This window comes from Sphingomonas natans, assembly GCF_030546695.1.
Lineage (GTDB): Bacteria > Pseudomonadota > Alphaproteobacteria > Sphingomonadales > Sphingomonadaceae > Sphingomonas_I > Sphingomonas_I natans.
The window spans coordinates 167,649-190,541 of record NZ_JAUOTP010000008.1 but is presented as its reverse complement, the minus strand read 5'-3'; the positions used below and the strand labels follow the sequence as shown (position 1 = coordinate 190,541).

At 63.8% G+C, this 22,893-nt stretch carries 16 protein-coding genes and 1 tRNA gene; 5 read left to right on the top strand and 12 right to left on the bottom strand.

The features are described from left to right. Positions 1-13 precede the first annotated feature (13 nt). Positions 14-1,834, bottom strand: coding sequence for a di-heme-cytochrome C peroxidase (locus Q4F19_RS16815; RefSeq protein WP_303545046.1), 1,821 nt, complete (start codon positions 1,832-1,834; stop codon positions 14-16). A gap of 442 nt (positions 1,835-2,276) precedes the next feature. On the opposite strand from Q4F19_RS16815, the gene Q4F19_RS16810 reads away from it, so the two are divergent. Together Q4F19_RS16810 and Q4F19_RS16805 are read left to right on the top strand one after the other, a co-directional pair. After that, positions 2,277-3,047 (top strand): N-acetylmuramoyl-L-alanine amidase, encoded by a 771-nt coding sequence (locus tag Q4F19_RS16810; protein WP_303544946.1) that lies wholly within the window; start codon positions 2,277-2,279, stop codon positions 3,045-3,047. An 80-nt stretch (positions 3,048-3,127) separates the two neighbouring features. Further along, positions 3,128-6,988 carry a hypothetical protein gene (locus tag Q4F19_RS16805; RefSeq protein ID WP_303544943.1) on the top strand — a complete coding sequence of 1,287 codons (3,861 nt, stop codon included), beginning with the start codon at positions 3,128-3,130 and terminating at the stop codon, positions 6,986-6,988. A gap of 350 nt (positions 6,989-7,338) precedes the next feature. Here the strand turns inward: Q4F19_RS16805 and Q4F19_RS16800 are convergent, their stop codons facing one another. Continuing rightward, entirely contained in the window at positions 7,339-7,893 is a 555-nt protein-coding gene (locus Q4F19_RS16800; RefSeq protein WP_303544940.1) for an FxDxF family PEP-CTERM protein, read from the bottom strand. Positions 7,894-8,528: 635 nt separating this feature from the next. Here Q4F19_RS16800 and Q4F19_RS21495 point away from each other — a divergent pair. Then, positions 8,529-9,131, top strand: coding sequence for an HIRAN domain-containing protein (locus Q4F19_RS21495; protein WP_431312416.1), 603 nt, complete (start codon positions 8,529-8,531; stop codon positions 9,129-9,131). 22 nt (positions 9,132-9,153) lie between these two features. On the opposite strand, the gene Q4F19_RS16790 is transcribed toward Q4F19_RS21495, so the two are convergent. Together Q4F19_RS16790 and Q4F19_RS16785 are read right to left on the bottom strand one after the other, a co-directional pair. Next, complete coding sequence (locus tag Q4F19_RS16790; protein WP_303544935.1) at positions 9,154-11,553, bottom strand: PAS domain-containing protein; 2,400 nt, start codon at positions 11,551-11,553, stop codon at positions 9,154-9,156. 768 nt (positions 11,554-12,321) lie between these two features. Then, positions 12,322-12,690: a hypothetical protein gene (locus Q4F19_RS16785; RefSeq protein ID WP_303544932.1), complete on the bottom strand. Its 369-nt coding sequence runs from the start codon at positions 12,688-12,690 to the stop codon at positions 12,322-12,324. A gap of 1,415 nt (positions 12,691-14,105) precedes the next feature. Here Q4F19_RS16785 and Q4F19_RS16780 point away from each other — a divergent pair. Further along, on the top strand, positions 14,106-15,212 hold the full coding sequence (locus Q4F19_RS16780) for an acyltransferase family protein (protein ID WP_303544930.1): 1,107 nt from the start codon (positions 14,106-14,108) through the stop codon (positions 15,210-15,212). Between the two features lie 465 nt (positions 15,213-15,677). Here Q4F19_RS16780 and Q4F19_RS16775 read toward each other — a convergent pair whose 3' ends face one another. The 8 genes from Q4F19_RS16775 to Q4F19_RS16740 form a co-directional block, all read right to left on the bottom strand. Continuing rightward, positions 15,678-16,019 (bottom strand): hypothetical protein, encoded by a 342-nt coding sequence (locus tag Q4F19_RS16775; protein WP_303544928.1) that lies wholly within the window; start codon positions 16,017-16,019, stop codon positions 15,678-15,680. An 829-nt stretch (positions 16,020-16,848) separates the two neighbouring features. Further along, positions 16,849-16,925, bottom strand: a tRNA-Arg gene (locus tag Q4F19_RS16770). After that, positions 16,903-17,628, bottom strand: coding sequence for an endonuclease III (gene nth, locus Q4F19_RS16765; RefSeq protein WP_303544925.1), 726 nt, complete (start codon positions 17,626-17,628; stop codon positions 16,903-16,905). The genes Q4F19_RS16770 and nth overlap by 23 nt, the downstream gene beginning before the upstream one ends. After that, positions 17,625-18,386: a 4-hydroxy-tetrahydrodipicolinate reductase gene (dapB, locus tag Q4F19_RS16760; protein ID WP_303544921.1), complete on the bottom strand. Its 762-nt coding sequence runs from the start codon at positions 18,384-18,386 to the stop codon at positions 17,625-17,627. Before dapB ends, nth begins: the two co-directional genes overlap by 4 nt. Before the next feature lie 32 nt (positions 18,387-18,418). Then, positions 18,419-19,030 carry an ABC-type transport auxiliary lipoprotein family protein gene (locus Q4F19_RS16755; RefSeq protein WP_303544919.1) on the bottom strand — a complete coding sequence of 204 codons (612 nt, stop codon included), beginning with the start codon at positions 19,028-19,030 and terminating at the stop codon, positions 18,419-18,421. 14 nt (positions 19,031-19,044) lie between these two features. Beyond that, a complete protein-coding gene (locus Q4F19_RS16750; RefSeq protein WP_303544916.1) occupies positions 19,045-19,980 on the bottom strand; it encodes an MlaD family protein in 936 nt (311 codons plus the stop codon). Next, positions 19,980-20,915 (bottom strand): ABC transporter ATP-binding protein, encoded by a 936-nt coding sequence (locus Q4F19_RS16745; protein ID WP_303544914.1) that lies wholly within the window; start codon positions 20,913-20,915, stop codon positions 19,980-19,982. The genes Q4F19_RS16750 and Q4F19_RS16745 overlap by 1 nt, the downstream gene beginning before the upstream one ends. Then, entirely contained in the window at positions 20,912-22,018 is a 1,107-nt protein-coding gene (locus tag Q4F19_RS16740; protein WP_303544911.1) for an MlaE family ABC transporter permease, read from the bottom strand. Before Q4F19_RS16740 ends, Q4F19_RS16745 begins: the two co-directional genes overlap by 4 nt. A 138-nt stretch (positions 22,019-22,156) precedes the next feature. Between Q4F19_RS16740 and Q4F19_RS16735 the strand changes: the two genes are divergently transcribed. Further along, entirely contained in the window at positions 22,157-22,831 is a 675-nt protein-coding gene (locus Q4F19_RS16735; protein ID WP_303544908.1) for an HAD family hydrolase, read from the top strand. The last annotated feature ends 62 nt before the right edge of the window (positions 22,832-22,893 follow it).

Genomic DNA, 22,893 nt, shown 5'->3' with positions numbered 1-22,893 from the left:
GCTCGCGCCCCTGTCACAGCGTCTTCAGATATTCGACGAGCGCCCGCCGATCGGCTGGGCTCAGCATCGGCCCGATCGTGCCCGGGCGCGGATGGGCCGGGTCCACCGGCGTTTCGAACAGATGCCCGCCATTGCCATTGCCCCGGATCGGCGCGCCTGTCCGTGCGTCCGCGGCGACCATGCGAAAGCCGCCCGCAAGCGGGCCGGTGACATAGCCCACCTTCACTGGATCGAATTCACGATTGCCGAGCCAGAAGTCGCGCGGCCGCTCGGCATAAGGCGACAGCAGATCGTACAGCGTCGGCACCGAGCCGTTGTGCAGATAGGGCGCTGTGGCCCAGATGCCGTCGAGCGGCCGCGCCTTGTAGGCGGGCACCGTTCCGTTCGGGCTCGCAATGCCATCGCGAATCCCGTTCGGGCGATAACCGTTCATCCGATCCCGATCGGCAGCCGGCGTCGGCGGCGTCTGCGCGTCATACCAGCGGATGACGACCTTCTCGACGATCTGCCCCAGCGCCGGCCCGAAGGGATAGAGTCCGACCGCGCCGTCCTTGCCCACTGCGCCGCTGAAGCCGAATGATAAAGGCGCCCGCACGACCCGATTCTTCATGTCCACCGCCTGCGCGGGGTCCGTGCCGATCGCGGTGACGGGCACGACGGCGAGCCGCAGATACCGTTCGCCAGCGGCGTTGGCGGGCGACCATGCGGGCGAGGACCAGAAAGCCGGCGTCTGCACCGCCGGCAGATGGCAGCGGCTGCAATGTTGCTCATAGAGGCCCGCGCCCCGCGCCGCCAAAGTGCGATCAATGCGCGACAGCACGTCCTCCGGCCACGCGGGTGACCTGAGTCCGTTGAAACGCGCGTGCGCGGTCGGCGCCTGCTTGCCGGCAAGCATCGTCTCGATCTCGTGCAGCGTCTGCATCGAGATCGTCGACGTAAACCGCGGCAAGGCGACTCCGTCATAGTTGACGAGCGCGCGCACCCCCATCGCCTCGCCCGCATTCCGGACCATCGGCTGCTCGATCGAGCTATTATACTGGACCCAATCGAACCAGGGTGCGTCCCAAATATGGGGATAGGCAACGGGCGCGCTCAGCGCCACATGGTTGCGATTGTCGCCGAGCTGAGCGGCGAACACCTCATTGCCGATGCGGTTGAGCGCGTCGAGACGACCAAAGCCCTCTTCCACATCGCCCTTGGGATGCGGCCCGGCCAGCTGGAGCTTGAAGCCTTCCTTGACGGTCGCTGCGAGCGCCAGCTTGAGCTGCGCCAGCGCCGCTGCTGAATAGCCAGGTCCCAGCACACGCTGTGCAAAACGCAGGAAGCGCGGTGGCGAAACCAACGTCAGGCCCAGCGCGAAGCCCAGCGCCCCGCGGAACTTGCCAATGTCCGTCATCGCCGGACCACCATCAATATAGACGGCAGTGCCGCGATAATCGAAACGTCCGGTGTGACAGGCGGCGCAGGTGAAGCCGAGCTGATCGAACGGCTTACCGTTTGTGGGATCGACGGCGCGCGTCCGTGCGAAGCCGACAGACAGCGCCCCAGGATTGCTGGCCGTTGCCGGGCTGGGAATGAAGCCGAATCGATCGAGAAAAGCGGGATCGCTGAACAGTCCGGGCGAGCGCAGCGACACGTTCGGCCGCTCGAGCGCCAGAAACCAGGAATAGGGGATCGGCAAAGTGTCGGTCCCCTGCGAAACGTGATGGAACCAGTCCCGATCGCCTGACGACCATCCCTGATCGAGCCACAGCGTGCGCGTGGCGGCCGCATAAACGGGGATCTGCGGCGGCTTGGCGGCGATGGGACCGCCGAGCACGAGGCCGGCCGACACCAACGCAAACCCCGTTCGCTGGATGACGGCGCGAAGCCGAAGCAACCTGAATTGCAAGCGTCCCCTCCCTGCGAGGCCGTCTATTATGCGATGATCAATAGCATGACCGGTGCGAAGCGCAACAGACGCGGTCTTTGACACGACCTGTAGACCGACAGATGAGCAGTGCAGCCCGAGGAGTCCACAGAAATAGTGATGCTACGGTCAGGCACCGGCTGCACTTGGTGCGCGTATCAGCTGACATGTAATCGGGTGTTCCGAGCCTGAGATGACTCCGCGCCATGGTCGCTAGCAGACGAAGGTGTTAGCATCGAGACCGCCGTCCGATGGCATCGATACGGAATGGGGGCGAACAATGGCCATCACCGGTCACACACTCAAAGATTGCTGGGTTGGACAGCCGCCCACTTGGAGTGATGCTTTGACGGAGGGTCCCTTTAGAGTGACGCACTTCACGGCGCACGGTGGCGGCGATCTCGGCGGCGATGCCAACTGGTTCCGCAACAAGCAGGCTCAGGCGGCAGCGCATGTCTGGGTCGGGCGCGATAAGACGCCGAAGCAAGCGACGCCCTTTACCATGAGGACGTGGCACGCCGACGTCTCAAGCTGGGGCGGGCGGCGTAACGGCACCGAGCATTCGATCGGAATCGAGGTCGATACCTGGCAGCGGCTTGCGACGGCCGCGGACACGCGCACGCGCTCTTTCACCGGTGCTCTGGTCGGGCCCGCGCGCGCCGCCTTTCTTCAGTTCAAACAGGAGCAGGCGCCGCGCTACGGGGACATCTATGCCGAAGCCCAGCTCGACCTGCTGGCCGACGGGAGCCGCATGGGCCTGCTCGCTTATCCCTCGACCACGCAGAGTGTCGGCCAAAGCGTTATCGCGCCGCCGCGAAAGGTCGATCCAGGCCCCGCTTTTCCTGATGAGCCGCTTCGTCAGCCGGGTCCGCGGGCGTGGCAATGCGCCGGAGGTGGAGCGCGCCGTTATCGACGCGAAGCCGAACGCGTGCGGCGGTGCGGGCCCGCCCATCGAGATGCTCGGCCAATTCACCGGGGGCGAGCGGGTCACGGTCTTATAGGGTTCACCAAGGAACCTGGGGGCAAGCCAAAGGCGCGCTCAGCATGGGCGCCGTCGTCACAGCCCGAGTCGCAAACGCGTCTCGGTGGTGAAGGCCTTGGCGCGCCATCGGATCGCCGCCTGATCCGGGAACGATAGTCATGGCCATATCCGCTGACGGTCCCGCCACTGCCCTTACGCCCACTGCCGCACCATCGCGCGTCGCCGGATGGCTGCGCATGGTGAGCCTTTTCATCATGGTGATCCTAGTGATCACGGCTTTGTGGGTGTTCCGCGCCGGCCAATTGTTTCTGGGCGACGCGCACCGGCGCAACATGCACGCTTTGTCCGTGGCCGCGAATGGGCTGCAATATTGGCCAGACTCGATGCGGGGTCTTGCAGTCTCGCAGCTGATCAACGCGAACGTTCAACCCGCCTCGCCGCGCCAGGAGCTCGAAGGCTGGCGGCTCACCACCACGATGCGCAATCCGGATCTCGGCACCTTCACGATCGTCTACGCCTTTGCCGGCAGCCCGCTGCGCGAGCAAGGCTCAGGCCAGCACGCGCGCGATTGCGCGACGCTGCAACAACGGATCGAGGGCAAGGAGGGAACAAGGCTCCCCTTCATCGACGGCTATGCCGCGGGCGAGGGCGCGGTGGTGAAGGTCTTAGGCTCAATCTCGCTGGCACAAGCGCGTCTGCTCGATTTCACGCGGCTGCACCCGACGATCGCGCCGACCGAGGACATAGCCGCCGTCCTGCAGAAAGCGGGCTTTAAAAAGCCGCCATCTTCCGCCGGCGTAGAGCTGTGCTTCGGTGCGTCGGTTGCGACGCGCAACCTGCTTTCGTTTGGCGAAACCCGCTCTTATTTTTCGAACTTCCTGATCGTCGACGGCGACAAACGTGTCGTGCAGCAGGTCGGCGAAGAGTCGCTGCCGGTCGAGGGACTCGAGCAGCTCCGTCGCAAGAGGGATGCCATCAGCCCGAAGCTCATGGCGGCGGCCCTCAGCGGACGGGTCGTGCCCGACACCCCAAGCGACGATCCTGAGCTTTCCCAGGCGTTGGCGCCCACGACGCTCGAAATCGCCGGACGTACTTATATCGCTTATGTCCGCCCCTTCCACCTACCCGGCGGCCTGCACGGCTGCGACAGCGCCAATGGAGCGAGCACGGCCGCCCAAGCAGGGCCGAAGCCCCGATCGACCTGCTATCTGGTCGGCCTGGTGCCCCGCGCGAAGCTTTGGAGCGACGCCGTGCGCGCGACGCCCATCGTCGTCATCAGCTTCTCGCTCCTCGTCGGGCTAATCGCCAGCCTCTTCCCCATCGCGCGATTGCTGCTGATCGGCCCCAATGAGTCGCTGGCCCGTTACAATCTCCCGTTGATCGTCGGGGGTGCCATCATCGGCATGAGTCTCGTCACGCTGGCCCTGCTCACTTGGGCGGATATCGCCTTCGAGCGCAATCGCATGCTGGCTGAGGCCGAGGCGACCGCAGGAATGATCGCCGAAGGCGCAGCCGCCGACCTGGCAGCGCTCATGAGCGCCGCCATCGCCCACCGCGAGCCCACAGTCCCTGAACCAACCGGCGGGGCCGATGTCGCGGCGCGCGCGGACACGGTGCTAATCGCACCGCAAAATCTCGGTTCGGCCGTCGCCGGTCCAGCGAGCTTTATGGCGGTTGAAGGGCTGGAAAGCGTCACGCACATTGCGGCCAACGGACGGCCCGTCGCATGCGGCGTACCGTCTATCTACACGCACGATTTCGGCACAAGTCGGTTCGAAGTGCCGGGGCGCGCCTATTTCCAGAAGTTCAGTGCGAATGCCTTTACCGGCTATTACCCCTGGGCGCAGACGCGCGGCGCTGCACCTCGCCTGCCCGCCGGGAAGGCCGTGCCCCCACTCGGCTATGTCGTGGACCAGGTCCGCGACCAAACGGACGGTGTGAATAAGGCGATCATCTTGTTCGAGGCGCCCGATCCCGCGCACGCAATACCCGGACGCCTTCCCCGCACGTCCAGCTCGCCTTGCTGGACCGCCGGCTACTTGGTGACCGGGGTGATCGGCTCGCTGCTGTCGCCGGCTCTGCCCCGCGGTCTGGAAATGGCGGTCGTCGATGCCACGGATCCGACGCTGCCCGTCAAATTCCATTCTCATTCCGAGCGGATCGGCGTCGAACAACTGGCCTATTCGATAAACGCGCGCGCGCTGCGCCAGCTTCGCCAATGGCTTGGCTACTCGCTCACCAGCGAAAAGGCCGCCGCCGAAAACTTGCCCTTCACCGCCACGAGCGACGGGGCGAGCCGGCAGTTCGTCGCGCAGCGCATTCCCCACACGCCCTGGGTTGTACTGGTGAGCTACGCTTATGCCGATGTCGACAAGCTGCCCGTAAAACGCACGGCGCGCGCGGTCATAAGCGGGCTCACATTAGGCCTTGTCCTGCTTCTCATCTGGTGGCTGTCGGCGCTGATCTATCCCCAGGTCGCGCGCAATCTGTGGCCGCACGAGAAATTGGCACCCGGCATCACCGGCATTATCCCGTCGCTCAGCTACGCCACCGTCACATTCGTGATGGTCGGGCTGATCGGGGTGGAGATCCTGACTCTGCTGATGGCCGGGCTTTACCCGATCGCCGCCATCGCGCTGCTCACCACATTGGCCGTCGCGCTGCTCTATTTCCAGTCACACGGCATCCCCCAGCTCACGGGAACGCTGTCTCCTGCCAGCGAGCGCGCGTTCACCCGCTTGTCCTTGGTCTTCCTCTGCTGCGTCTCCGTGCTCCCGACAATCGCGGTCTGGCGCGACGCGAGCATCTATACAGATAGCGAGGAACGGCTCGCGCGTGCGATCGCCTTCGCCGGACCGGACGGAACGGTTGCCAAGCATCGCCAGGCGCTCGCCGACATCGCCTCAAGCTGGTTCCCAAGCGATGCGGCGACTCGTGTCGCCGCGAGCGGCTTCTTGTGCGACCGACACATCTTCGTGGGCGGCGGACCGGCGCGCTGCGCCGAGCCGTCCGGCCTCGCGACTGTCGCTCGCCCCGACAGTTTCTATCAAACATGGTTTTCGCCGAGCATCGAATCGACCACGCCCGCCGACCTGACCGATGCCTTCCCAGGATGTGCCCCCGTTCGAGGCGGAGCGCCCCTCTCGCGCGACGATTTCTGCACATCTGCCAAGGACGGCGTCCGCGCCTTTGGCTATATGTCCGATCATCGATGGACCACGCCGGCGCTACACGGACGCTATGCGACATCGCTGCTACTGCTGCCGCCGGTGATGTTACTCCTTGGCTTCGCACTTTGGCGCCTGCTACGCGGCTCGCTCCGCGCGCTTTTTGGCTTTGGCGCTTCGCTCGGCATCGACGGGCGCACTCCGTCGGCGTTCGATTCCCGCTTCCCTCTGCGCCAGGCGCTTCCGGCCATGGCGGAGCGGCTCGACGCGCTGGGTATGGATCGCTCCGATGACGCACGCCGCGCTTTTCGCACCCTCATATTCGAGACGCAGCTGTTGCCGGCGCATGTGATTTCCGGGACCCTCGCGGCAGACAAAGGCGGCAGTCCTGCGATGACGGACCATCTCGACGAAGCGGCTGCGCTTGCCATCGCATTCGACTGGGCGACTCGCGTAGATGCGCCTTCGCGCGGCGAAGCGCTCGAGCATCTCCGGCGACTGCTTGCGCCTTACTACCAGGCCCGATGGGACGAGCTGACCACCACCGAGCGCATCGGCCTGCATCATCTGGCCAACCTGCGCGTCATGAATGTCGGGCGCGCGGCGCTCGTCGTCGGCGCGCTGCTTCGGCGCGGACTGATCGTCCTCGATCCTTCCCCGCGGTTGATGAACAGTAGTTTTGCCAATTTCGTGCGCCAGGTCGAACAGGTGTCCACCATTCATGGCTGGGCCAAGGAAGAGGGGCTGAGCGCGTGGAGCAGCAGCCGGTTGCCACTGCTGATTGGCGTCCCCGCGCTGCTGGTCTCGGTGACGCTGATTTTCTTCTGGGCAGATATGGACGCATCCACCGTCCTCCCGCTCTTCGCAACGGGCATTCCCGCGTTGTTCGCTATCTTCCAGAAGCTGAAGCCGGCCAAAGCGCTTCTCTGAAGGGCGGCTTCCTTCCGGTGGACATTGCGGTGAAGAGCGCGGCGCATCCGGGCAGCGACAGCGTGCGGCACAGCCGGCCCGATGCGCTGGAGTGCGGCGGTGCGCGGCGTGGCGCTCTCTTTGGGCGGCGGATCATTGGCCCACAGCGCTCGACCACGCAAAGCGTGAGCCTCACTCGTTCCGGCAGCCAGGCAACATTTGAGCCGGCTCGGACGCCACGCAAATGGTGTCCGGGCCGGCCCGTATCAGGCGAGCTAAGTTGAGCTTCGCCTAGGTGGAGCATGCGCAACCGTAGAGCCGTATTGCATCCACGCGGACGAGCGCGTTCGATACCGGCTATAAAGGCCGGCTCAGGCGAACCTGACCGTCCGGCTACGCGAGCGCATTGCGCCGCCGATCAGGCCAAAGCCGACGATCGTCATCATCCAGGTCGCAGGCTCGGGAACGTCGGCCGCCGCTGGGATGAAGGTGGCATTGCCCCCATAGGAACCGTTGCCACGCGACTGTCCTGCGACCGTGATTGTGTTGAGTTGCCCGAATATGATCGGAACAGACGAGATCGAGAAGAATTCGGACAGGTTGTCCGGCGTCATCATCTTCGTCGCTAACAGCCCATTGATGATGACCGACGTGATATCAAGGTCAGTAGGGCTTTGAAAAATCGACGTGCTGGTTGACAAGGACCCACTTCCAGTACCCGTCTGATCAATCGTGAAGCTGAATGTATCGGAAAAAGCGCCGAGCGCGATACCAGCATTTCCGATTGTAGCCGATACTGTACCATTGGTTATGTCACCGACGACCTGAAATTGCGGGTCGCCAGGAAAGAAATTGGTCGCACCTGCCGATGGTGCCAGCATCAGCGACGCACACAGTGCGACGCCGCTCAAGGCAAGCTTTCTCATGGCCCTTTACTCCCCAAACCTGACGATCACGCCACAACCGAGTATCGGAACAGCGACTCGCCCGATATCGACAGATTACTGAGAGGTTAACTCACCTGTCAATCTGGTGTAGTGCGCCGTAACGATCAGAGACTGTCGGTAACGGTACAGTTGGGAGCGAGCGCGACTCTGCGCTGACCGCTCTGATCTGACATGGTCAAATGTTCTGACCTTCTTTCTCGCCAATAATAGCCCATTATCCCCAATGATGGCCCATTTGCTTCACAGATGACCCTTTTTAGTCATGGACGGGTCGCGCAAAAGTCCGGCGCGCGCGGTGTCGCGAGTCGGACTGCGCCATTCGATGCCTTGCGCGGTCCACGCCAAACGCCGGCGCTACGACGCGCCCACCCGACTTTGCGCCAAGGATCACCGACGCAGCGCTCGGGAAACGTTTCGACGCCGGAAGCAAGGTCCGCGCCGCGGCGCCATCGTCGGACGCATCTATTGCGCGCACAGCCTCCATCGTCGCCCGCGCATTGCGCAGTCCCGCTTATGGTGGAAAGGGCACAGGCATAGCGAGTCGCCCGTGCCACGCTTATCCCTTTCGCGCTGTTAAACCTGATTGCTCAGCTGTTTTTAGCCGAATCGGGAGCATGACTGCGCGAATGCACCATCTCAGCCTCGCCGTAATTGGGCCCTGCCATTCCCACCGGAACGCGCCAAAGCGTGTTAGCGCCGCAGTACGATGCAGGCCGGGCGAACCCGTGATGCTTGTCTCGCAACCACAGGCCGATGACGACCGGCTCGTCGTTCAGATTATCACTCAGCAGGGTCAGCCAATCGGTCGCCTGACACCAGAACGCTCCGCCTGGTTGGTACGTCTCATGTCGGGGCGCGAAGTACGCGCGGTTTATCAAGAAATGGCAGAATATGGCGCCGTCATCCGCGTCGCATTTGACGGAGAGCAGCCTGCGGTGCCCGCCCCCCAACAGACTATATCCGGCGACCTTCATTCACCGGTCGGCGCAGCGCGCGTCCGGTCTGGTCAACCACGCGGCTCAAGCGGCGCGCTGACCGAACCCGTCAGCGTGCCCGGGCGATCGCCATCCAGCCTGAACGACACAGCAGCAAGCGATGCCATGTCGACGCACTTTGAAGGAATGCGCGACCGGTGGAGGACGCATCGCCGAGCGCGACACCGGCAATCGCCCGCATCGGCCCGGCTTGCCGGGTCCGTGTCTGGCGCGAGTGCCTAAAGTCGCCGCGATTAAAGGGCGGTCAGCGCATCATTTCGGCGACTTTCGTGGCGAACGCCGCGACCGTGAAGGGCTTCCTGAGAACGTCCATACCCGTCTCAAGGCTCAGGTCGCTGGTCGCGTCGCTGTCAGCAAACCCTGTAATGAAGAGAATTTTGAGCCCCGGCCGACGGGCTCTCGCTTTATCAGCGAACTGACGCCCATCCAGCCCATTGGGAAGTCCAACGTCGGTGATGAGAAGGTCTATCGACGCACCATTTTCGACGGCGGCGAGACCAGCAATTCCGTCGTCTGCGGCCGCCACCCTATAGCCTAAATCGGCAAGCTTTTCAGTAATCAAACCCCTGATGATAGGCTCGTCCTCCACCACCAAGACGGCCTTACCGGATTGATGAACCTGCGGTGTGGCTACAGCGCGCTTATCGACCTCGTCGAGGGAACCGCTGTGCCGGGGCAGATAGATGCAGATCGTCGTGCCGCGCGCAATTTGAGAGCGGATTTCAACATGTCCGCCGGACTGTCGCGCGAATCCGAAGACCATTGAAAGCCCGAGCCCGGTTCCCGCGCCGAGCGGTTTCGTCGTGAAGAATGGCTCGAATGCGCGTTTGATCGTCTGCTCGTCCATCCCGAGCCCGGTATCCGACACGCATATCGAGACATATGCACCCGGTGGGACATCCCGCTCGCGCGCGGTGCGATCATCGACGATCCTATTGGCGGTTCGGATATGCAGCTCACCGCCATTGGGCATCGCGTCTCGCCCATTGATACTCAGGTTCAGCATCGCATTTTCCAGCTGACCGCGATCGGTGTTGACCGACCACAAGGCTACCTCGCTCGTGACAGCAAGTTTGATGCTTGTTCCGAGCGTTATCCGCAAAATCTCGCGCAGATCTTCGATTAGCCAGTTCACATCAATGGGTCGCCGCTCTGGTTGCTGGCCTCGGGAAAATGCCAGCAGGCGCTGGGTCAGCGATCCGGCGCGGCGCCCCGCCCCTTCTGCTGCGAGCAGGTACCGGTTGAGGTCCTCCAGCTCCCCCCTCGCGAGGCGCGCCCGCAATATCTCCAGATTGCCCAGCAGGCCGGTCAGCAGATTGTTAAAATCATGCGCTAAGCCCCCGGTGAGCTGCCCGACCGCTTCCATTCGCTGAGCCTGACGCAAGGACTGTTCGGCAAGGCGCAATGCTTCGGCTTGCTCCTTTTCGGCCGTGATATCGCGGCCGCTCCCATAAGTGACGCCTTGCCCCGCGGCGTTCAGCCAGGAGATCCAGCGCGGGGAGCCGTCTTTGTGGAGGCACATTGCTTCGTGGGGTCGGCCGCAGACCAACCTGCTCGCAATTTCGGACGGATGATCGGGATGGACAAAGCTGCGGTGGCTTCGGCCGACGACTTCGCCCACGGGCCAGCCCAGAATGCTAGTCCAGGCGTCGTTCGCGGCGACGATAATGCCATCGTCATTGACCACCGACTGAAGATCGCGAGAATGCTTCCAAGCCAGCTCCCATTCTCGGGTGAGATGCTCCACCTCATTCTCAAGACGCCCGGCGAAGCTGCGAAGCTCTTCTTCGGCCTGCTTGATCGCTGTGACATCGCGCGCGACCGACAGAATTTTGTCAGGCTCGTGATCGGCGCCCACGATAAGAGAGAGCTGAACGTCCCACCACCGTTGGCTGCCGCCTATCACCGATACAGCTTGAAAGCGGGCGGTTTGTCCCGCCCGCGCCGCAGCGAGCGCCGTCGCTGCCGCCCCGCTGCCGCCCCACATATTCGCCCACGGGGCCTCGGTTAGGATAGGGGAGTCGTGCTCCTCAACAACGCGCCGACAAACGTCATTCCTGTAGATGATCCGCCCCTCCAGGTCGAGCACCATAGTACAGTCATTGCAGCTCTCTATAATACTTCTATTAAACGCTATGCTCCTCCGAAGTGAGGCGATAGCCGTTTCGCGCTCCGTGACGTCATATCCTTCGACGAAAATCCCGCTGATCTGCCCATTCTCGTCGAAGATTGGCTGATTGACGAAATCTAATAGCCTCTTCTCGCATCCTTCGTCGCCTGCGTGCGCAAATTCGGCAGCAACTGCGCGGCCGACAACGGGCGTGCCGGAGCGATACGCTTCGTCAAGCCGCTCGTAAAATCCTTGTCCGTCAATATCCGGCAACGCCTCGCGGACAGGTAAACCGATAATGTTCCGCTGCCCGACGATGCGGCGGTAAGCGGCGTTCGCCATTACGAAAACGTGGGCGGGACCCGCCAGCATGCAAATGAAGCCCGGCGCCTGCTCAAATGTGCGCACCAGATACGACAGGCAGTCGTTTGCACTATTGGCCGACGAGGCCCGAGCAATAGCTCTCTCCAGCTCGCCGACGCGCAGCGTCAGCCTCGACGAATCCGGACTTGCATCTTTCGTCTTTTCAAGCATCTCGTTGAGCTGCCTTTGCGACATTTCGCATGGCAAAGAGGACCGCGGATTACCGTGGCTCTGTCATCGAAACAGGCGCATTCTCGCCAAATTATCTCACTCCAATCAGGATAAGCTCGAATCAAACGCAAGTTTACTCGAGATCATTACCAAATCGATCGGCCCACGTTCAACCCGCTCGTCAAGGTTATATGCGCAACGACTCTATTTTTGCGTCAGAGACGCATCCAGGGATACTGCCGGCGATTGGAAAATAGCTGTTTTTTGTGAAAAACGTTAAATATGCATCGACGATGCTCGGCACTGCTGGCTATATTGCCGGCAAGCCCCTCACGCGCACGATCGATAGCGGGGCTGTCGTCGCCGATCGTGAGCGACGTGTTCGCTGGCTTGGGGAGGCGAATCATGGACGGGCCTAAGCATTATCATCACAGTCGACCGGCAAAGTCCGTCAGCTCAAGATCAGCCGGCGGATCCGCAGATTGACCACGTCTCCGACCGTCTTGAGCGAAACGGTCGGCCGCCGAGCTGGCGGCTTGATAGGGTAGAGTGGCTGCCGATCAGGGCTGCGGCGAGTCCGAGGCCCGCAAAGGCGAGTGCGGCACCCCCGGCGCAAGCATGAGCGGCCTGCCCTCTCCTCCGAAAATCCGCTGTCCGGTCCGCGCCCGCGAGGCGTAATACCGCCGCGGTGATGCCGACGCCGAGCCCGATACCGACCGATGCGCCGATCAATCTCAGACGACGCCTCCGCGAGCAGTGTGGCGCGTATCAGACGGCGTGAGGCACCGAGCATGCGAGCAGCGCGAAGTTGGGGCGTCGCCGCGCGACGGCAAGCGATTGCGCGGAAGAGACGAAAAAGGCGCCGGTCAGGAGTGCAACCAGCGCCAGCATGTCGATGTTGACGCGATAGGCACGCGGCCGCGCGTCGGCGCGGCTGCTATCACTCTCGACACCTCCGAACACTGCCTCGCGGTTGTTTACATTTTCAAAACCGCGCAGCAAATTTACCCCAAAGAATGGGGGAATTGTGATGCAGCAACCGATTCGCGACCGCAGGCCGATGAGCGCCGAGGAAATGACGCGTATCGCAATGTGTCGGCTTGCCGCCGCCGCCGCGATATGGGTCGGTGTGGCCATCCTGATCGCCGTGACTTTACGCTAGCACACGGGCTTCACTGCCTTGGACGACTCCGGCTTATGGCATGGCGCGAACGTCGTGGTCGGTGATTAGACACGGTACCATGAATCCAGCCTGGGTGTCCGAGGAACATGAAGCAGATTGACCGCGCAAGAGCCAAGCTAAGAGTCCATAATATCATGGCTTTGCGTACTCTCTCGATCGTGCTCGCTGGCGCGCTGTTGGCGAACTGCGCCACAGGCGATTCGGCTGCAAAGTCCATGCCGCCATGGACGAAGCCGCTTGGCTGTACGCGGGTTGAGCATCGCATGAACTGCTGAGCAGGCCGGCATTTCAGTGATGGGACCAAGCTAAGCCGGTCAGTCGGATCGGCAGCTCGAAGATCGATAGCCGTTCCGACTTGGGCTTGCCAGGACCTGCGGTCGCCAAAGCTTGTCATAGAGAGAATTTTGAGCGCGCTCCCCGGTGGCCGAAATGTTCGCAAAATAATTGGGCCATGAGTGGAAACGTTCTTGTGCTATGCCCTGTCATGCATGGCAACGCTTCGGCGGGAAACGGCTTTGCTTGCTTCCCGAACTATGGGTATCAGCGCTTTGGCTCTCGGGCCCGCTCGCCGGTCATGGCGTCAACAACCTGACCGGCGCGCGTAGCCTGGTTACCCCTTCACTTGCTAACCGCATAGTGGCCAACGCCACCATGGTTCTCTCGCCGCTTAAGGCAGGCTCTGATAGGCGAGCTACTTGTCCCGTCAAAGCGCTGTCGCGAAAGTCTGGAGCCGCTGATCGAGGCAGAGCACCAGGTCGCCCGCAAGGCCGCTTTCAAAGTGCAGCTCGCCTGGGATGAGACGCGCTTCGACGCAGGCGGGCGGGGCGGCAAACGCAGCATCGCGTGCGGAGGGTGTACGGACAATTGTGGGAAAAATGCGCGCGTCAGGCAAAGATCCTTGGGGAAATTGGTGCTCTCGGAATCGTGAAGATGCTCGCTAGCATCACTCAGATCAAGCGAGCCATCGGTCGGCAGGCCGTGCCTGATCCATCACGCTGAACGCGGCAAACGCGCGACTAACAATAGAAGTTGTTACGATAGGCAGTGAGTCAGCTGCGAATATTTGCCGCGATACATGCTTCCGTTGAAAAAGCGTAATGCCCGATTGTGACGATAGGTTTTTGCGCAGCCATCATATGACGAGCGGCCTCTTCAATTCTGCCCGATATTGCGCCTGGGTCATCGCCTCAGCGTCTCAATTTGGAACAGCGCATCGCGGCGTGATCTTCTCCCTGCGCGCCCGCTTCGACGACGCGCGGGCCGCATGGTGTGGGATCCGTAATAGCTGCGGAGCTCATCCCTTGTAGATCTTGCTGCACCGCTGCTAACGTCCAAATCTGCATGGCTTCTTAGCAGAAGGTCATGCGGTATGGATGCTGCGTCGGGATCGGGCCACGGCGAAAGACACAATAACGCATTTGGGCTGGCGCGGCTGCTATTGGCAATTGCGGTGGTCTTTTCTCACACGCCGGAGATCATAGATGGCGATCGCCATCGCGAGCCGCTGGTATACCTGTTCGGCACTATTTCGCTGGGCGATCTGGCTGTGGACGGCTTCTTCCTCGTCAGTGGCTATCTCATCACCAGAAGCTTCCTCGATCATCCGAAGCTTGGCGCGTTCCTTCTCAAACGGGCTGCGCGGATCTACCCAGCTTTCACCATCGCCACCCTCATCTCGCTTGCAGCAGGCGCGCCTCTCGCCGGAGCGCGTTTCTTCGATATCACGTCCTCCGCTGGTCGCTTGATCGCAAGATCAGTCGCACTGCAGCGACCGGAGTTACCAGGCGTCTTCGCTGGTACGCTCCATCCCTCGCTTAACAACCCGATGTGGACCATCGCCTACGAATTTCGATGCTACCTTCTCATCCCCGTACTCGGCGCGGCAGGTGTTCTGCAGCGTCCCCGAGCAATCTTTGCCTTAGCAATGATCTTGCTGGCCGCCTTCGAACTCGGCGATGCCGCATACTGGCGCCAGGTCAACGCCGTGCTGCCGAGCTCGTTGATATGGCTCGGCTTCTTCGATCAGACACTCAGGTTCACGGGGTTGTTCCTGTTCGGCGCGTTGTTCTTCCTATGGAGAGACGCAATTCCGTTCAACTGCATAGGCTTCGCTCTGAGCGCGTGCGGTCTGACATTGTGCCTCTTCGTACCCGCTCTCGCGGAGCCAGGCGCGGCAACCTTCGGCGGCTATCTGCTGATCGGTGCGGCTGTGTCATGCAGAGGTCAGCTATTCAGCCGCATCAACAACCGTACCGACATCTCCTATGGCCTGTACCTCTACGCGTGGCCCATTTCAAAGCTTCTTCTGTGGTCCTCGCCCGCCATGTCGATCGCGGTGGTCAATGGCGTGACGGTGCTTGGTGCAGCATTGTGCGGACTGCTCAGCTGGCACCTTGTCGAGAAGCCGATCCTCAGCCGATGGCGCCGCGCGGGGGCCTCCAGCTCCCCGCGAGCAGCGCAACCAGCGCTCGTTTGATCGGTGGCGATACATCGCCCCCCGTCTATCTCATTGCTCAGATCGCGGTGTCCGACACGCGCTTCGGACTCGAAGTCACGGCCCGGCACGCTGGTCCGGCGCATCTCGGTCGGAGCGGTAACGCGTAATGAGGCGGGCGCTCCGTGGCGTTTGGCGGCCTAAACATGTCGGCTCTTGCGCGATCGTCGGCGACCAACGCCTCCACGGTATGGTCAATGTCGAACGGTCGCCAGTCGCCCTGCCTTCACCGACGAAGCAGCGATCACTTTTGACCATCTCATCTTACGCAACGGCACGGCCACGCTCATCAGCAGTCGGCGCACGCCTGCAAAAGTCCCGGACTTGCCATACCGCGGACAAGCAGGTCATTTGCCGGACATCTTCGCCGCTTTGACCGACGCACGGACAGGGCAGGCGCCTTTCTTTAAGGACGGGGTCGACGGTCGCACCGCTAGCCGCTGACCTTCAGGGCGCACGGCCATGGTCGCCTTGCAAGCGACCCACTTCCCGGTGCGCCTTGCGCACGACCCGCTCCGTCACGTGGGCGGCTTTTTCGACCGTCCAGATGATCTTCGTGTGTCCTGTGAAGATGAGCGAGAGCAGGACCGCCCACATGAGCAATGAGACGAACGACGCCCATACCAAGGTGCGTCGTATCACATAGTGCCAGGCCGGTCGGCTCGGCGGCGTTTGATCTTCACGGTGTTGCATCGTCGGCATCGATACACCGTTGTGCCGGGCCGCGCAGTCGCCTTTGCGCGCCATCGATGCAGACCCATCCAGCATAGAAATCGCATATTTGCCCACCCCCCATGGGCAACGGCTGTGTGATCGCCGGCTAACGAATCGTCAATATGTACAATTTGAGCCGATATTCTTGTCGGACCCGGTTTGTTGCGCGAGCATCACCGCGCGGCCGTCAAGACAATGTCCTCGGCGCGGCAACCTAGTCCAAGATCAGGCTCAATATCGCACCGATCCCGGCCCAGGCAATGCTGCAATAAACAGCAGCACCGACAAGACCGACCATGGTGCGGCGTGACGGGGGCCTGATCCTTTGCAGATTCGCCCGCTCTATAGACGCTCGGCTCACCGCTGCCTCCTCATGACTTGCCCGGCGCGCACGGGGAGCAGACGGCCGGCCACAAGCGCTGGACGCTTTGCTACGACCATGCGTGGCGGCGCGATTCGATCATGCTGGGCGGGCGAAGTCAAACATCAGGACAAGTGCCCGTCCACAGCACAACTGTCTGTTGGAGCGGCAAGCTCTGGCCAGGGAGGATCGACACGTGCGCGAGACATCGCTGTGGCGATCTGCGGTTCCGCAAAGGGCGATGGGGTTGGCGTCGCTGCGGCACCGCGACCGGTTTGCGATCCGATCATCCGTCTCGCACGAGCAGCATTGTCCGGTCGGGCTCCCGCTCAGGATCCTCAGAATATAGCCGCCGCTCCTCCGCCTCGCCCGCGTTGCGGACGAGCGTCTTGTGTCGTGCGGGGGGGCATGCAGATTTTTGACACCGATCCCGACGAATCGTTTTTGCCTGGGGATATGCAGTGCTGGCGCGAACCGACTTGCGTACCGGCTGCGTACGCGCACCGGAGCGCGAACCGAAATCGGCCTAAGTCATTGAAATTATGGTGCACCCGACACGATTCGAACGTGTGACCCCTGCCTTCGGAGGGCAGTGCTCTATCCAGCTGAGCTACGGGTGCCTGGGCGCGCCGATAGCAGGGGATGGTCGCGCTCGCCACCCCCAGCGGCGACGGGCGCGACGTCTTTCGGCGCGGGCGTCTTCGGGCGGAACGCGCACAGATCGATCTCGATGCAGCGCCAGCATTCGGGCCGCCGCGCCTTGCACGTATAGCGGCCATGGAGGATCAGCCAGTGGTGGGCGTGCTGCCGGAACGGCTGGGGCGTCACCTTCTCGAGCCTGTCCTCGACGATGCGGACATCCTTGCCGCGGGCGAGCCCCGTGCGATTGCCGACGCGGAAGATGTGCGTGTCGACCGCGATCGTCTCCTCGCCGAACGCCACATTGAGCACGACGTTCGCGGTCTTGCGGCCGACGCCGGGCAAAGATTCCAGCGCGATGCGATCGTGCGGTACCTCGCCGCCATATTCGGCGATGAGCTTTTCGGACAAGGCGATGACGTTCTTGGCCTTCGTGTTGAACAGGCCGATCGTCTTGATATGCTCCTTCAGCCCCGCCTCGCCGAGCGCGACCATCCTGGCGGGCGTGTCGACCTCGGCGAACAGCCGCTTCGTCGCCTTGTTGACGCCGACGTCGGTCGCCTGCGCGGACAGCGCGACCGCGACGAGCAAAGTATAGGGGTTCGTCCATTCCAGCTCGGTCTCGGGCGAGGGATTGTCCTCGGCGAGGCGGCGATAGAATTCGAAGACGTCGGCCTTTTTCACGAAAAGCCGAGCGCGTCCGCCATCGAGTAGCGCCCGGCAGGCTTGCCCGCGAGCCACGTTGCCCCGCGCAGCGCACCCTTGGCGAAGATCGCGCGGCTCTCGGCGCGGTGGCCGAGCTCGATCCGCTCGCCCTCGCCCGCGAATATCACCTGATGATCGCCCGCGACCGATCCGCCGCGCAGCGACGCATAATAGATGCCGCCCTCCTCGCGCTCGTGCGCACCCTCTTGCATGCGATCGAAGCGGTTGCGGTCGGTCGTCGAGGAGGCGCCCCGCCCGAGGTTGGCCGAGGCCCCAAGCAACAACGCGGTGCCCGAGGGACTGTCCAGCTTGTGCCGATGGTGCATCTCGACGATCTCGATGTCCCAATCCGTGCCGAGGATGCGCGCCGCCTGCTCGACGAGCCCGCGCAGCACATTGACGCCGAGCGAGGTGTTGGCGGTCTGGAGGATCGCGATGCTCCCGGCGGCGCGATCGATCGCGGCATGATGCTGGGGCTGGAGGCCGGTCGTGCCGATCAGCAACGGGATGCCGGCGGCGACGGCGCCGGCAAGATTCGCGTCGAGCGCGGCGGGCGAGGAGAAGTCGATCAGCACGTCGGCCGCCGTGGCGAGGCTCGCCAGATCGGCGAACGGCCCCGTCACCGCTCCGTCACGGCCGATGCCTCCGGCCACCGCGACACCGGACTCCGCTGCCGCATTCACGATCGCGCGGCCCATGCGTCCGGCCGCGCCGAGGATTCCGATGCTGATCGTCATGGCCGCTCCCTAGAGCGCGGACGGCGCCGCGCCTAGCGGGTGCCGATCCAGTCGGCGACTTCGCCCGCGACCTGGTTCGCTGCCTGATCGAGCGCCATGCCGACCGGCTGCGGATCCTCCGAGGCGACCGGCACGCGCGCGGAGAAGCGGCGCGTCTCGATCTGCGTCGATCCCGATCGCGTGATCGTCCCGTCATAGGTGACGACCACCGTCATGCCCGGCCCGTCGAGCCCGAATTCGCTGAGCGTGCCGCTCAGCCGCGTATCCGGCTGGACGCCCGTGAAGCGCGTATCCGGCACGAACCGGCCGGTCTTGGCGCTGATCGTCTCGGCCAGCAGATTGCGCATCAGCACGGTCGGCGACGCCGCCCACAGCGCATTCTTGAGATAGGCGATCGAATTCGGGCCGGCCTGCACCATCACGCGCTGCGTGCCCAAGGTCGGCGGCGCGGCCGGCACGGTGACCGACACCGCATGCGCATCGTCGCTCGTCCGCGCCGCACCCGCGGCGAGCGGCGAGATCGCATGGAGCGACATCAACGTCGGCGGCGGCTTCGGGCCGAAGCTGATGCAGCCGGCGAGCGGCAGAGCAGCCGCGCCGATCAGAGTGGCGCGGACGAGCAGGCTGGCGAACTTGGCGGTCATGGCGTCCTCGTCCCTCACTTGGCGGGCTTGTAATCGGGCAGGCGGCTGCCGCCGATCAGGCCGGTCGCGCCGCCGCGATCGAAGCGGGCGGTGATCGCCTGCAAGGCGGCGGCGGTCTCGGCGAGATCGCGGATCAGCGCGTTCGCCGCGGGCACGGTCTGGGTTGAGATCGCCTTCATCCCCGGGCGGGCATCACTGATCGCGGCATCGAGATTGGCCATGCTCTTCTTGGCCGATCCGACCGCCTCATTCATGTTGACGAGCAGAGGCCCGACATTCTGGTTGGTCGTGTCCGCCAGCGCGCCGATCTTCTCGGCGGCATCGCCCGCCTGCTTCACCGCGGTACGCGCCTGCGCCAGCGTCGCGGCGATTTCGGGTCCGCGATCCGCGAGCGAACCGCTGAGCGTATCGATATGCTGGAGGATGCCGGTGATCGAGCGCTGATTGTCCGGATTGAGCAAGTCGCTCACGCGCTCGGTCAGCACGGTCAGCTTCTCCAGCAGGCGCGGCGCATTGTTCAGCAGCGCGCCGAGGCCGCCCGTCTTGGGCGGGATCAGCGGATAGCCCCACGGCCCCGGCTGATCGATCGGCGGCGCATTCTGGACCGCGCCATCGAGATTGATCTGGCTGACGCCGGTGAAGCCGACGCCCGCAATCGTCGCGGTCGTGCCCTGCAGGATCGGCGTGTCGTTCTTGATCGCGATGCGGACGCGGATCAGCTCGGGCTGATCGGGCATGATCGCGATATCCTCGACCTTGCCGACCGGCACGCCCGAGAAGGTGATCGCCGAGCCCTTCGCCAGGCCGTCGACCGAGGTCTTGAAGAGGATGTCGTAGCGCTTCTCGCTCGATCCGCCGAAACCCGCGAGCCAGATCAGGAAGACGACCGTGACGAGCAGCAGGACGAGCACGATGCTGCCGACGAGGATATTGTTGGACCGGTTTTCCATCAGCGTTCCTCATCCTTCGTCGTCGTCGATGCGGGCGTCGCCGCGGCATCCTCGCTTTCGTCTCCCCCGGCCGATGCCAGCGCCGCCTCGCGGCGGCGGCGATCCTCGGCCGGATCTTCCTTTTCGTGTCGTTCGGCAGACTCGGCGGCAGCGCGGCCGCGCGGTCCGCTGAAATATTCCTGGATCCAGGGATGATCCAGCGCGAGCAGTTCGGGAATCGTGCCGACTGCGACGACCTTCTTGTCCGCCAGCACCGCCACCCGATCGCAGATGGCGTGGAGCGTATCCAGATCGTGCGTGATCAGGAAGACGGTGAGGCCGAGCGTCTCCTTCAAGCCCTTGATGAGATCGTCGAAGGCCGCGGCGCCGATCGGATCGAGCCCGGCGGTCGGCTCGTCGAGGAACAGCAATTCGGGATCGAGCGCGAGGCTGCGCGCGAGGCCGGCGCGCTTGCGCATGCCGCCCGACAGCTCGGACGGGAATTTGGGGCCTGCCTCGGGCGGCAGGCCGGTCATCGCCACCTTGTAGGCAGCGATCTCGTCGAGGAACTTCTCGCCCAATTGCGGGAAATATTCGCGCAGCGGCACCTCGACATTCTCGGCCACGGTCAGGGTCGAGAAGAGCGCGCCGCCCTGGAACAGCACGCCCCAGCGCTGGCGGACGTTGCGCGCATCCTGCTCGTCGCGGCCGATCATCGGCTCGCCGAACACGTCGACCTCGCCCGCGATCGGCTCCTGGAGACCGATGATCGAGCGCATCAGCACCGATTTGCCCGTGCCCGATCCGCCGACCACGCCGAGGATTTCGCCACGCCGGACATCGAGATCCAGATTCTCGTGGACGACCTGCTCGCCGAACGCGTTCGACAGCCCGCGTACGCAGATGACCGCTTCCTGCTCGGCGGGCGCGGTTTTCGAGGCTGCGACCGCGTTCATATCCAGCCGACCGATGCGAAGAAGACCGCGAAGAAGGCATCGAGCACGATCACGAGGAAGATCGACTGGACGACCGCGGCGGTGGTCCGCAGCCCGACCGCCTCGGCATTGCCCTCGACCTGCATGCCCTGGAAACAGCCTGAAATGGCGATGATCAGTCCGAAGACGGGCGCCTTGATCAAGGCCTGCCACACGTCGGTGATCGGCACGACCTCGCGGATGCGCGCGACGAAGGTGACGGGCGGGATATCGAGCGAGGTCCAGCAGAAGAGTCCGCCGCCGACCATCGCCACCATCGCCGCATAGAAACCGAGCAGGGGCATCATCACCACCGCCGCAGTGATGCGGGGGATGACGAGCGCCTCCATCGGCGAGACGCCGATCGTGCGCATCGCATCGACCTCTTCGGCGAGCCGCATCGACCCGATCTGCGCGGCGAAGGCCGAGCCCGAGCGGCCGGCGACCATGATCGCGGTCATCAGCACGCCCAGTTCGCGGAAGGTCAGCCGGCCGACGAGGTTGATCGTGAACACCTCGGCGCCGAACTGGCGCAGCTGGATCGCGCCCTGCTGGGCGATGACGATCCCGATCAGGAAGCTCATCAGCCCGATGATCGCGAGCGCCTCGACTCCGACCACCTCGAACTGGCGGACGATCGCGTTCCAGCGCAGCCGCTTCGGATGCCGCGCGAGATCCCAGTAAGTGACGAGCACGCCGCCGAAGAAGCCGATCAGCCCGAGCGTCGTCCGCCCGGACATCCGCGTCGCCGCGCCGATCTGGTTGAGCACGCGGAACAGGGGCAAAGTGCGATCGGGCCGGATCTTGAGCGGCTTGTCGGCGGCGGCGACCTGCTCCAGCAGATGCGCCTCCTCGGCATTGGCGCCGACGATCTCGGCATCATTGTCGCGGACGATCCGGTGGACGAGCCACGCGCCGACCGTGTCCATCCGACCCACCTCGCCGATATCGACTTTGGCGGGGCGGCTGGCGAGCGAATCGAGGCGGTGCGGCAGCGTGCCCAGACGCGCGAGCGTCATGTCACCGGTGAAGCGCAAGGTCCCGCCGTCGCGGTCGTCGAGATTGAAATCGGCAGCCGCGCTCATGGGTTAGGGATATCGTGCCTGTGGAAAAGCGCAACGGGCGCGAAACGAGACGTTGCGAGCGAAGCGCGCGGCTGCGGCGAAGGTTCCGACGCGCCTCGCCCCTTGCGCGGGGCGCGCGCTTCGTGTCGGGGCGGCTGGATGATCGAACTCGCCATCTATGACATGGATCGCACGGTGACCCGGACGGGCACCTATACGCCCTTCCTGCTGCATGCGGCCGCGCGGCTGGCGCCGTGGCGGCTCGCGCTCGCACCCGCCGTGCCGTTCGTGATGGCGGCCTATGCGATCCGGGCGATCGACCGGCGGCGGCTGAAGGAGATCAACCAGCGCCTCCTGCTCGGCGGCGCGGTGCCGCGCGCGAGGCTCGCGCCGGTGACGGCGAGCTTCGCCGCCCTGATCCGGAAGACCAATATCCACCCCGGCGCGCGCCGCCAGATCGCCGAGGACAAGCAAGCGGGCCGACGGCTCGTGCTCGCGACCGCCTCCTATCGCTTCTACGTGGAGCCGATCGCCGCCTTGCTGGGCTTCGACGATGTGATCGCGACCGGCAGCGTCACCGGGCTCGACGATATCATCCGCGCGAGGATCGACGGCGAGAATAATTACGGGCCGGCCAAGCTGCGCCTGATCAAGGCATGGATGGAGAAAGAGGGCATCGCACGCGACGAGGCGCGCATCCGCTTCTATTCGGACCATGTCTCGGATGCGCCGGTGCTGGAGTGGGCGGACGAGCCCTTCGCGGTCAATGCCAGCAGGAAACTCCGCACGCTCGCCGCACGGCGCGGCTGGCCGGCGCTCGACTGGGGCCTCTGACCCGACGCGCGCGGATCGTCGCGGAAGGTTTGCCCCGGCGGAACATTTGCGGCACAATTGCC

Excerpts from the sequence above, each read along its gene's own strand:
- Q4F19_RS16755 (WP_303544919.1), bottom strand. The coding sequence starts at position 19,030 with ATGACCGCCAAGTTCGCCAGCCTGCTCGTCCGCGCCACTCTGATCGGC.
- Q4F19_RS16780 (WP_303544930.1), top strand. The coding sequence starts at position 14,106 with ATGGATGCTGCGTCGGGATCGGGCCACGGCGAAAGACACAATAACGCA.
- Q4F19_RS16745 (WP_303544914.1), bottom strand. The coding sequence starts at position 20,915 with ATGAACGCGGTCGCAGCCTCGAAAACCGCGCCCGCCGAGCAGGAAGCG.
- Q4F19_RS16785 (WP_303544932.1), bottom strand. The coding sequence starts at position 12,690 with ATGGCCACACCGACCCATATCGCGGCGGCGGCGGCAAGCCGACACATT.
- Q4F19_RS16790 (WP_303544935.1), bottom strand. The coding sequence starts at position 11,553 with ATGCTTGAAAAGACGAAAGATGCAAGTCCGGATTCGTCGAGGCTGACG.
- Q4F19_RS21495 (WP_431312416.1), top strand. The coding sequence starts at position 8,529 with ATGACTGCGCGAATGCACCATCTCAGCCTCGCCGTAATTGGGCCCTGC.
- dapB (WP_303544921.1), bottom strand. The coding sequence starts at position 18,386 with ATGACGATCAGCATCGGAATCCTCGGCGCGGCCGGACGCATGGGCCGC.
- Q4F19_RS16750 (WP_303544916.1), bottom strand. The coding sequence starts at position 19,980 with ATGGAAAACCGGTCCAACAATATCCTCGTCGGCAGCATCGTGCTCGTC.
- Q4F19_RS16805 (WP_303544943.1), top strand. The coding sequence starts at position 3,128 with ATGGTGAGCCTTTTCATCATGGTGATCCTAGTGATCACGGCTTTGTGG.
- Q4F19_RS16735 (WP_303544908.1), top strand. The coding sequence starts at position 22,157 with ATGATCGAACTCGCCATCTATGACATGGATCGCACGGTGACCCGGACG.
- Q4F19_RS16740 (WP_303544911.1), bottom strand. The coding sequence starts at position 22,018 with ATGAGCGCGGCTGCCGATTTCAATCTCGACGACCGCGACGGCGGGACC.
- Q4F19_RS16800 (WP_303544940.1), bottom strand. The coding sequence starts at position 7,893 with ATGAGAAAGCTTGCCTTGAGCGGCGTCGCACTGTGTGCGTCGCTGATG.